The organism is Micromonospora sp. MH33 (genome assembly GCF_003013775.1).
Lineage (GTDB): Bacteria > Actinomycetota > Actinomycetes > Mycobacteriales > Micromonosporaceae > Micromonospora > Micromonospora fulviviridis.
The window spans coordinates 38,748-48,326 of sequence record NZ_MUYZ01000017.1 but is presented as its reverse complement, the minus strand read 5'-3'; the positions used below and the strand labels follow the sequence as shown (position 1 = coordinate 48,326).

The window sequence follows — 9,579 nt, the reverse complement described above, 5'->3', positions numbered from 1 at the left end:
CGCGGGGTGACCTCGACCGCGGCCGGGGCGACGGCAGCCGCCAGCCCGTCCGGCGGACAGCCACCCTCGGCAGGCTGTGATCCGTGGCGCAGCTTCATGTCGGTCGGCTCCTTCCGTTCCGGTGACGCTGATGGGGTGTGGGTGAGGTGATGACGGTGTCGGGGGCCGCGAGACCGCCGGGACGAGGCGGCCGGTAGGGGTCAGCGGCCGCGGCGAGCGCCGCGGTGACCGCCGGCCCGTCGAGGGCGCGGGTGGTGACGCCGAGACCGGCCAGGGCGCGGACCGTGTCGTCAGCGCGCCGTCGAGCCGTGTGCTCGCCACGCTCACCGGCGCTCGTGCCGGTGACGATGAGGACCTGCCGGCGCAGCGGATCCTTGCGCGCCGCGAGGTCGTCGAGGAAGCGGGCGTGGCCTCTGGCCGCGTCGGTCAGCGCCGGGTGCGGCAGCCGCATGGCCGCGTGGGCGAGGCTGCGGGCGGCCGAGTGCAGGTCCACCGGCTGCGCCGACACCACGATCTGCGTCGGGGTCGACAGGGAGTTCAGCCAGCGACCGAAGGTGTCGACCAGGGCCGCCTGCTCATCGCCGGTGCGCAGCGCAAGGTTGACGTTCGTCGTGGCGACCATCGCCGCTCGCGCGGCGCCGAGTCGGATCTCCCCTCCATCGTCGATGGCGTCGGCGGGCAGCTTCAGCGGCGCCGGCAGCATCACCCTCGTCGTCGGCGCCTGCACCCAGTCCGGCGTCTTCGACGTCGTGTCAGTTGTCGACAGCGCCCGCGGAGCCCGCGCGTGACGGACGGCGGCGAGCAGCCACCCGTCCAGCGGCAGGCCGTCGCGCCGGCCGACCGCGACACCGAAAACCAGGCCGCCGCCGACAACGGCGGCGCCGACGAGCACCGGCGCGGGCACGACCTGATGCAGGGCCCGCCCGACGCCGTAGAAGGCCAGGGCGGCGACGGCGAGGATCGCCAGCTGCCGGAACGTCAGCCCGTAGAGCACTTTGTCAGCAGCCTCGACGTCAGCGGGCATCCGCACCCTGCCTGGGTCGGCGTGGTCGTCGTGGCGGCTCATCGGCCGACCGCCTTCACTCCGCGGCCGAGGCCGGGAACGGCGCGGGTGGCCTGCTGCACGACGATGACCCGCACGGCGGCGCCGAGCATGTTCACGCCGCGGCCGCTGTTGCCCGTGACCACGTAGCGGCGCATCAGGGACGGCACGCGCAGCGTCGTCCAGAGCATGACCATGACCACGAACAGGTTGATCGCGCCGCCCGGATCCACCGGCAGCCCCAGCACGGGCAGCAGGTGCTCGGGGTCGGTGAGCATCCACTGGCCGGCGTAGAGAGTGAAGCCCTGCACCACGGGCACGGCGAGGATGCCGGTGTAGGACCGCCACCACATGCGGGCTACCGGCTCGGTCTGCGGCACGGCGTGGCAGGCGAGGGCCAGCGGCGCGAACGCGGTCAGGACGATGACGACGGCGAAGCGGACGATCACGCTGAACGCCGTGCCCGCGAGCAGGACGGCGATGATCGCCACGCAGATCACGAACAGCAGCACCGCCGTGGCGTCCTGCCCGGCGAGGATGTGCGACTTGATGGCGCGCAGCGCGCCGTCGCTGTCGCCCTCGGGTGTGGTGAGCGCGCCGGTCAGGGCGTTGGCCAGGTCGATGAGCATGCCGCACCACAGCTGCGAGAAGTGCGCGGCGACGAACCCGACGACCAGCCTCGGAACGAGGTCCTTGGCGGTGTAGCGGGTGGTTTCACTGCCGCCGGCGGTCATGGTGAGCACCCCGGCGGCCACGAAGGCGAGGACGAAGACGGTGTCGACGACGAGCACCGAACGGCCCGTCAGGGCCTGCACCTGCGGCAGGGCGGTGACCTTCGGGGTGATCAGCAGCGCGCTGCTGATCACCCCGAACAGCGCGTCCAGGCTCGCGAGGATCGCCGCCGCCAGCCAGTCCAGGATCTGGTCGAGTAGCCAGCTCATGGTCAGCCCCCGACGATGCCCTGGACGACCTGCAGCAGGACAGGGGCGAGGACGGCCAGGCCGTAGCCGACGAGGGCGTTTTTCAGTGCGCCCTTGGCCCGCTCGACCTGCGTCGGGTCACCCCCGGCGGTGGCCCAGTAGACGCCAGCCAGGACGAGGAACAAGGTGGCCAGCGCGGCGAGGATGCCGATCAGCCAGGCCCGCAGATTGGCGATGACAACCGGCAGCGAGTTCACCGCCACGATCGCCGGCGCACCAGGATCGGCGTGCGCGGCGGCCGGCGCCGCCACGACCAGGACGACAGTGACGGCCACCGTGACGAGGCGGCGGAGGAAGTGGGCGTTGGTGAGAGCACGAAGACGTGCCGAAATGCAGGACATGACTCTTTCACCTCCGGCCCCGCCGCCGTCCGGGGACGCGGCGGGGTGCTAGCGGATGGACACGGGAGACCGCCGCCGGGCCCGCAGACGGCACGCGCACGAACCAGACCGTCCCCGGGAGGAGCCCTTCCTCCCTTGTCGGGTAGCGGGTGTTCGATGAGGTGTCAGCGCACCAAGCACTGCGCGGCACCCGAGGCGGCCGGCACGGCGGGCGGCCCGACTAGGTGCAGACCCGGCGGCGGGCGGGATCCTCGCCACGCCGTGGGCGACGAGAAGTCCCGTACCCCCAAACCGCCGGTTGTGTGCTCTGGCGAACGCCCCCGGTTATCACCGCCACTCACAGCGGCACACAGCAACTCCATCTCGCGCCGATTGGGCTCCGCCTCGATGTGATGGCGGATGTCGGCCAGGGCGACCGACGCGCGACACCTGGTCGAGTCGTGGCGATGTCAGGCGCGGCTGTCAGACACGACGCACCACTGAAGGCCGCCCAAGTTAGCGATAGGCGCCGATGACACGGCGCGGACGACACCTCCTGTGACCATCGCCGCCGATGTCACCGATGCTTAGCCATCCTGCCGCTGACATGACCTCAGGTCTCGGTGTCAGACCGGCCTTGTGACGTCCTGGTGGCACTGACGTCGACGCCGCGTCGCGCCAGACGCGGCACCGGTGACATCGTCGTGGTCGCCCGATGTCACAGGTGCCGGGATGTGAGTCGTTGTGAGCGGCCGTGGGCGGCGGTGAGTGTCACCTCCGGCCGGCGGCAACCCCGTCGCGATCCATCCGGTTGTCGATGGCTCTGCCGTCGGCGGCCGGTGGCATCAGCGCCTGGCTTGTGTCACAGCCCAGCTCAACGGCACTGACAAATCCCAACGCCGACGACATGGCTCGATGTCGCGGGTTGCCTGCCTGTGGCGGTGTCAGAAGTGCCGGCGCCGCCCCGCAGGGCCGTGGCCTGCGCTGTGAGCGGGTTGTGTGACGGCCGTGGCCCAATCGGTGCCGCCGCGCCGCCGCGCCGCCGTGACATCGCGGCCTTGCCGAACCGGCGGTCATCTTCGACAGGGGGAGTTGTGACATGAGCGTGCCCGCCGCAACCGACTGGCCAACCTCGCCTCTCGCAGCCGCAGACGCCGCCTTCACCGCGCTGACCGGCGAGCCAGCACCCTTGACGCTCGACATCGGCGCCTGCGGCGTGCCCAACGCCGCCGGGTCGGGTGTCATGACACTGCCGGCGCTGCGCGACTGGCTTCTGCGTCACCCTCATGCATACGCGCTACGCGACGGCGTGTGGCGGGAGCTGATCCGCCGTGCCCGCTTGGACGGGCCGGGGTGGGTGATCGCCGCGGTCGGGATGGCCATGCCCGCCCTGCGCCGCTACGCCGGCCAGTTGTGCGCCGGCTACGACGGCGACCCCGACGATATCGACGCCGAGATCCTCACCGGCTTCCTCACCGCCTTGCGCGACCGCGTCGACCTGACCCGCGACGCCCCGTACGCGGCGCTGTGCCGGGCGGCGTGGCGCGCCGGGCGCCGGCTGCGCCTGCAGGCAGGCGAGTACACTTCGATCGCCGACGTCGACCACCTGCCCGGCCCCCGCACCCCCAAGGTGCCCTACGGACACCCCGACGTGCTCGTGCGCCGCGCCGTCGGCCTGGGCATCCTCGACCCGGACGACGAACAGCCCTACATCGACGTGCGGCTCGGGCGGCGGGCGATCGAGCCGATCGCCGCCGGACTCGGCATCACCGTCGACGCCCTACGCATGCGTCTGGGCCGCATCGACACCCGCATCGCCGACGCACTGCACAGGGGCCTGCTCACCGGCATCGCCTCCCCGCACGCCGCCGCCACCCTCGCGGCGCAAGCCGAACACCGAGCAGCCACTCGCGCCAGCCGGGCCACCACCAGCCGACCACACCTCGTGTCTGAAGCCGCGGCGGCCGCCTGAGGCGTCCACCGGCACGGCCCTGCCTGACCGACCCGAACCCGCAACACCCGGCGGCGCCCTCACCCTCTTCAGGTGAGGGCGCCGTCGCATGTCCCACCGCACAGCAGCCGAACGTGCGCCCCGCCCAGCTCGGGCTGAGCGGGGCGCACGCCACTGGAGCCAAAAGACGGGGCGCTCGCGAGCCCCTCACCAGCCCAGTACGGCTATACCGCCGCTGACCTGCGATGTGAGCGCAACGAACGCCTGACCGTGAGCGCTTGCGAGCCGCTGTGAGAACCGGGGGCGTTCGTCGGAGCACACAACCGCCGGTTTGGGGGTGTCAGCGCACTACCCGCGCGGCGCGGAGCCGACATCCAGATGAGCGAGCACACGCCGCAGCACCACGACCCCGCCCACCCCGTCGACCCGCATGTCGACCCGACCCTCATCGACCTGGTGGCCGGTGACCCGCCGGTCCCGATCACCGTGTGGCGCACCGGCCGCACCGACGCCGACACCGGTCGCGCGATCGGCGCCCGGCTGGCCTACCGGCTCGTGGCCGCCTACAGCCGCCCCGGCGACGCGGTCATCGACCTCACCACCGACCACGCCCTCACCAGCGCCTGCACCACGGGCGGGCGCCGACACCACCCCGGCTGGTTCACCGACGCGTCCAGCCTGATCATCGGCCCGCCGACCCGCACCGACCCGGCCGCCCAGTCCGACAACAGCGACCTGCCGGACACGGGCGCCTGGTTCGGTGACGACCTCACCGACGCCAACCTGCCCCCGTCCAGCAACCCGGCTGTCCCTGTACCCGACGGCGCGTCCCTGGCGGAGGCGACCAGCCTGGTCGTGGCCTGCTGGCCCCTCGACACCGTCGACGCGACCAACCGCATCCGACTGGCGTGGCTGTTGACCGCGTCCGCGCGGCTGCTGCGCCCCGGCGGCTGCCTGATCCTCGTGGTCACCGCCCCGGCCAGCGCGGCAGCCCCGCAGGACTTCACCCCCGTCGTGCAGGCGGCCGCCGCCGTCGGGCTGGGCTACCTGCAGCACATCGTCGCCGTCACCGCCGACACGTGCGGCGATGCCTTCGTCTACCACGTCACCGACGAGGAACTCCTTGCCCTCGCCACGCAGGCCGAGAAGCCGTGGGCGGTGGCGCACCTGCAGGTGCACGCGGACCTGCTGGTGTTCACCCATCACCAGTCCGCCAACGCCCAGCGGAACCCACGCTCGGAAGGCGGTCGCCGTGGCTGAGCACCTGCCCTTTCCCGCCGACCCGAACCAGCCGGCAAACCCGGCCGAGGACGCCCACCACGGCCAGCACCGCCTCTACGAGGGCCGCCACCGCGACACCGGCGGACGCCACCGCGCGCCGGGCGGACCGGAGGGCCTGTCGGTGTGGGCGACCGCCCAGCGGACCGGGCCGGTGCAGCGCCGCGGCCGCTACGTGCCCGAGTCTGTCAAACACCCTGCCCGGATGCTGCCCGCGATCGCCGCACACGCCATCGCCGCCTACACCCAGCCCGGCGACCTGGTCCTCGACCCGATGTGCGGGATCGGCACCACCCTGGTCGAAGCGATCCACGTGGGCCGCGACGCGATCGGGGTGGAGTACGAGCCGCGATGGTCGAACATCGCGGATGCCAACATCACCCACGCCCAGCACCAGGGTGCCGGCGGCCGGGCCTCCGTGGTCCGCGGCGACGCCACCCGCCTGCGATCGCTGCTGCCCGCCGCCCTCGCCGGGCAGGTCGCCCTGGTCGTCACCTCACCGCCGTACGGGCCCACCGTGCACGGCCTCGTCCGACCCGGCGCCGACGGGGTGGCGAAGTTCGACAACGCCTACAACGACGGCACCGACCGCGGGAACCTCGCCTACCGGGACCTCACCGGTCTCACTGATGGGTTCGAGCAGATCCTGTCCGGGTGCGCGGTGCTGCTGCGCCCCGGCGGCACCGTGGTGGTCACCGCCCGTCCGTGGCGCAAGAACGGCCAGCTCGTCGACCTGCCCAGCGCGGTCATCGCCGCTGGTGTCCGGGCGGGCCTCATCCCGACCGAGCGGTGCGTCGCGCTCCTCGCCGCGGTCCGCGACGGGCGGCTCGTCGCCCGACCGTCGTTCTTCCAACTTCAAGCCGTGCGCAAGGCCCGCACCGCCGGCACCCCGCTGCACCTGATCACCCACGAGGACGTGCTGATCTTCCGCCGGCCGGAACTACCCGCGGAGGTCGCCGATGACTGACGACCCCCGCTGGGCGCCAACGTCCGCACCGGCGCGTGGGAGGTGGCGTGAGTGACCACGTTCCCGGGCCGCGGATCGGATCCCTCTGCACCGGATACGGCGGCCTCGACTTGGCCGTCGAACTGGTGCTCGGCGGCCAGCTCCTCTGGTACGCCGAAACCGACCGGCACGCCCGCACCGTCTGCGCCCACCACTGGCCGCACGTTCCCAACCTCGGCGACATCCGCACCATCGACTGGGCGCGCGTGCCACCCGTCGACGTCCTCACCGCAGGCTTCCCCTGCCAGGACATCTCCAACGCCGGCAAACGCGCCGGCATCACCGGACCCCACTCCAGCCTCTGGCACCACATCACCACAGCCCTTCGCGTCCTTCGACCGCCACACGTGTTCGTGGAGAACGTTGCCGCGCTGCGCAGGCGCGGACTCGACGTCCCGGGACAACGGGGCTCCCACGGTGACCTCACCCTGCCGTCCGCTGCCCTGCGTTGTGCAACGCCTGCCCTACCGACGCCCCGGACCTCCGACGCGCGAGGCCCCGGACACCACGGCGACGGCGGCCCCGACCTACGCACCACCGTCGCCCAGCTCACCACCAGCAGCCTGGGAACACCCGATCAGGCGACCTGGGGGATCTACGCACCGGCGATCGCACGCTGGGAGCTTCTGATCAGCCGGCCCGTTCCCGCTCCCACCCAACCCGGCCAGCACGGCAAGCCCGTGCTCGCACCGCCGTTCGTGGAATGGCTCATGGGCCTACCCGCCCACTGGGTCACCGACCCCACCCTCAATCTCCCACGCACCGGCGCGTTACGCGTCCTCGGTAACGGCGTCGTCCCCGCCCAAGCGGCCACCGCCCTGCGTCTCCTGCTCTGCCGCCACCGCTGACAGCCACACCACGCGGAACTCTTCGCGGGCGGCCCCATGCGGCCGCCCGCGAAGAGCCGGCATCAGTCGTGGCCACCTCACCCAACGCTCATGGGAGCCATCGATGCCTTCAAACCATTCGCGGTCCCGGCACCGCCTACCGCCGCCCGCACCTCCAGCTGCCCACGGCGGCGATCAGTCCGACGATCAAGCCCCGCACCTCTACACCCCCGCGGAAGCCGCGGCGCTGCTGCGCGTCCCCGAATCATGGCTGCGCCGCCGCGCCGGCCGCCGCCAGATCCCCCGCACCTTCCTCGGCAAGCACCTGCGATTCTCCGCCGCCGACCTCGCCGCCATCATCGCCGCCGCCGCCGAACCCGCCACCGGCCGGCGACGGGCCAGGCGGCCGCGCCCACCGTCCACCGCCGACTTGACCCAGCCCCGAAGTCACGCGCCAATCACCGCCGCACCGCAACCGAACCGATCGGAGTAACCCATGGCCTGGGTGGAAAAGCGCGGCACCAAGTTCCGCGTCCGCCTCCGCATGCCCGACGGCACCGTCACCACCGACTCCACCCACGAACACCGCGCCGACGCCACCATCCGCGCCAAGGAAATCGACGTGGAAGTCTCCCGCGACACCTTCATCGACCCGCGCGGCGGACGCATCCCCCTCAGCGACTGGGTACCGATCTGGGAACAGACCCACCAGGCATCGCCCGCCACCTGGGCCGCCTACCGCAGCCACCTGCGGCTGCACATCCTGCCTGCCCTCGGTCCGCTGCCCCTGGTCGACATCCGCCGTCAACACGTCAAGGCCCTCGCCGTTGCCCTCGGCAAACGCCTGGCACCCCGATCCGTCACCGACGTGATCATGGTGCTCTCCATGATCCTGCAAGAGGCGGTCGAAGACCGACGGATCCCCTTCAACCCATGCCGAGGAATCCGCATCCCCAAAGGCATCCGCGCCGAACGACCCCACGCCACCGCCGAACAGGTCGCCGCCATCGTCGCCCGCCAAGCCCGTCCCACCGACGGACTGATGATCCTCACCGCCGCCTACACCGGCATGCGATGGGGCGAACTCGCCGGTCTCCACCGCGACAACCTCGACCTCAACCTCGGCAGCATCTACGTCCACCCCGACTTCGGCGCCCTCCACGAAGTCGAAGGCAAGCTATACCTCGGCCCACCCAAAACCAATGACTCCGTCCGCCACATCCGCCTACCCCGCTTCCTCACCAACCTCCTCGCCACCCACCTCGCCAACCACCCCCACGACACCGTCTTCCCCGGCGCCCGCGGCTACCACCAACGCCGCTCCAACTTCAACCGCCGCGCATGGACCCCGGCCGTCGCAGGCGACCCGAAACGCGGGATCCCGCCGATCCTGCCCGGGATGCACTTCCACGACCTGCGCCACACCCACAAGACCTGGCTCATCGAAGACGGCATCCCCGAAATTGCTCAGGCCCGACGGCTCGGACACCGCCTCGCCGGCGTCAGAGGCGTCTACAGCCACGTCACCGAACCCATGATCACCAACCTGATCGACGCGCTACAGCGCCGATGGGAAACCACCCAACGCCACGGCCCCGACACGACCGTCCACCGGCTGCGCCCCGCCGCGAACCACGCGCAACACTCCCACAGACACTCAGCAGCGGGGTCAGGCTGGTCGCAGCCGCTTCTCTAGCACCCGGCCACCCCCACCTGCGACACCTTGCTACCGCCCATCGCTGTGGCCAGCGGCAGCGGGTCCCGAGATCAACCGGCGTAGCTGGTCATTAAGCGGTGATGAGCCCTGCGGCGTTTGCCCCTGGAGATCGTGCCTTCACGTCGGCCGTTCCACCGCTGTTTGCCGCGCTGGTGCCGGCACGGAACCTCCCCATCGCCGGAGTCCGATGGAGGCCTTGGCGTGTACGCCGAGCTGACTCTGGCGTTCGCCCTACAGCCCGCGGGCGCCAACTTGCTCCTAGGGCGGCCGCTCCTCCTCCCCACTGAGTTGATCGACCAGGACGCGTCGCTGGCGCAGCACGTCGCCGCAGTAGCCGGGCACGGGCAGTCGCGCGACGCGGCGTTCTAGCGATATGTCCTTGACCACGAATCGGCCCGATCCCCGCGAGCATCGTGCGCAGTGCTCGCTCGGAATCAGAGCAGACTCGCCTACATTGA

10 protein-coding genes are annotated in these 9,579 nt (G+C 71.6%); 7 read left to right on the top strand and 3 right to left on the bottom strand.

Going from position 1 to position 9,579, the window contains the following annotated elements:
- Positions 1-94 precede the first annotated feature (94 nt).
- The 3 genes from B0E53_RS05395 to B0E53_RS05385 are packed head-to-tail and all read right to left on the bottom strand — an operon-like array spanning position 95 to position 2,363.
- The gene (locus B0E53_RS05395) at positions 95-1,066 is read right to left on the bottom strand and encodes a PrgI family protein (RefSeq protein WP_107074959.1); all 972 of its coding nucleotides are present in this window, start codon (positions 1,064-1,066) and stop codon (positions 95-97) included.
- The gene (locus B0E53_RS05390) at positions 1,063-1,983 is read right to left on the bottom strand and encodes a hypothetical protein (protein ID WP_107074958.1); all 921 of its coding nucleotides are present in this window, start codon (positions 1,981-1,983) and stop codon (positions 1,063-1,065) included. Before B0E53_RS05390 ends, B0E53_RS05395 begins: the two co-directional genes overlap by 4 nt.
- Positions 1,984-1,985: 2 nt before the next feature.
- The gene (locus B0E53_RS05385; RefSeq protein WP_107074957.1) at positions 1,986-2,363 is read right to left on the bottom strand and encodes a pilin; all 378 of its coding nucleotides are present in this window, start codon (positions 2,361-2,363) and stop codon (positions 1,986-1,988) included.
- A 1,078-nt stretch (positions 2,364-3,441) separates the two neighbouring features.
- Between B0E53_RS05385 and B0E53_RS05380 the strand changes: the two genes are divergently transcribed.
- From B0E53_RS05380 to B0E53_RS37350, 7 genes are all read left to right on the top strand, one after another.
- Positions 3,442-4,314, top strand: a complete 873-nt coding sequence (locus tag B0E53_RS05380) for a hypothetical protein (RefSeq protein ID WP_107074956.1) — start codon at positions 3,442-3,444, stop codon at positions 4,312-4,314.
- Between the two features lie 357 nt (positions 4,315-4,671).
- Positions 4,672-5,553 (top strand): hypothetical protein, encoded by an 882-nt coding sequence (locus B0E53_RS05375; RefSeq protein ID WP_107074955.1) that lies wholly within the window; start codon positions 4,672-4,674, stop codon positions 5,551-5,553.
- Complete coding sequence (locus B0E53_RS05370) at positions 5,546-6,538, top strand: DNA methyltransferase (protein ID WP_107074954.1); 993 nt, start codon at positions 5,546-5,548, stop codon at positions 6,536-6,538. Before B0E53_RS05375 ends, B0E53_RS05370 begins: the two co-directional genes overlap by 8 nt.
- Positions 6,539-6,585: 47 nt before the next feature.
- Positions 6,586-7,425 carry a DNA cytosine methyltransferase gene (locus B0E53_RS39100; RefSeq protein WP_107074953.1) on the top strand — a complete coding sequence of 280 codons (840 nt, stop codon included), beginning with the start codon at positions 6,586-6,588 and terminating at the stop codon, positions 7,423-7,425.
- A gap of 103 nt (positions 7,426-7,528) precedes the next feature.
- Positions 7,529-7,897, top strand: coding sequence for a helix-turn-helix domain-containing protein (locus tag B0E53_RS05360; RefSeq protein ID WP_107074952.1), 369 nt, complete (start codon positions 7,529-7,531; stop codon positions 7,895-7,897).
- A gap of 3 nt (positions 7,898-7,900) precedes the next feature.
- Entirely contained in the window at positions 7,901-9,100 is a 1,200-nt protein-coding gene (locus B0E53_RS05355) for a site-specific integrase (RefSeq protein ID WP_246835252.1), read from the top strand.
- Between the two features lie 222 nt (positions 9,101-9,322).
- Positions 9,323-9,490, top strand: a complete 168-nt coding sequence (locus B0E53_RS37350) for a hypothetical protein (protein ID WP_168215230.1) — start codon at positions 9,323-9,325, stop codon at positions 9,488-9,490.
- The last annotated feature ends 89 nt before the right edge of the window (positions 9,491-9,579 follow it).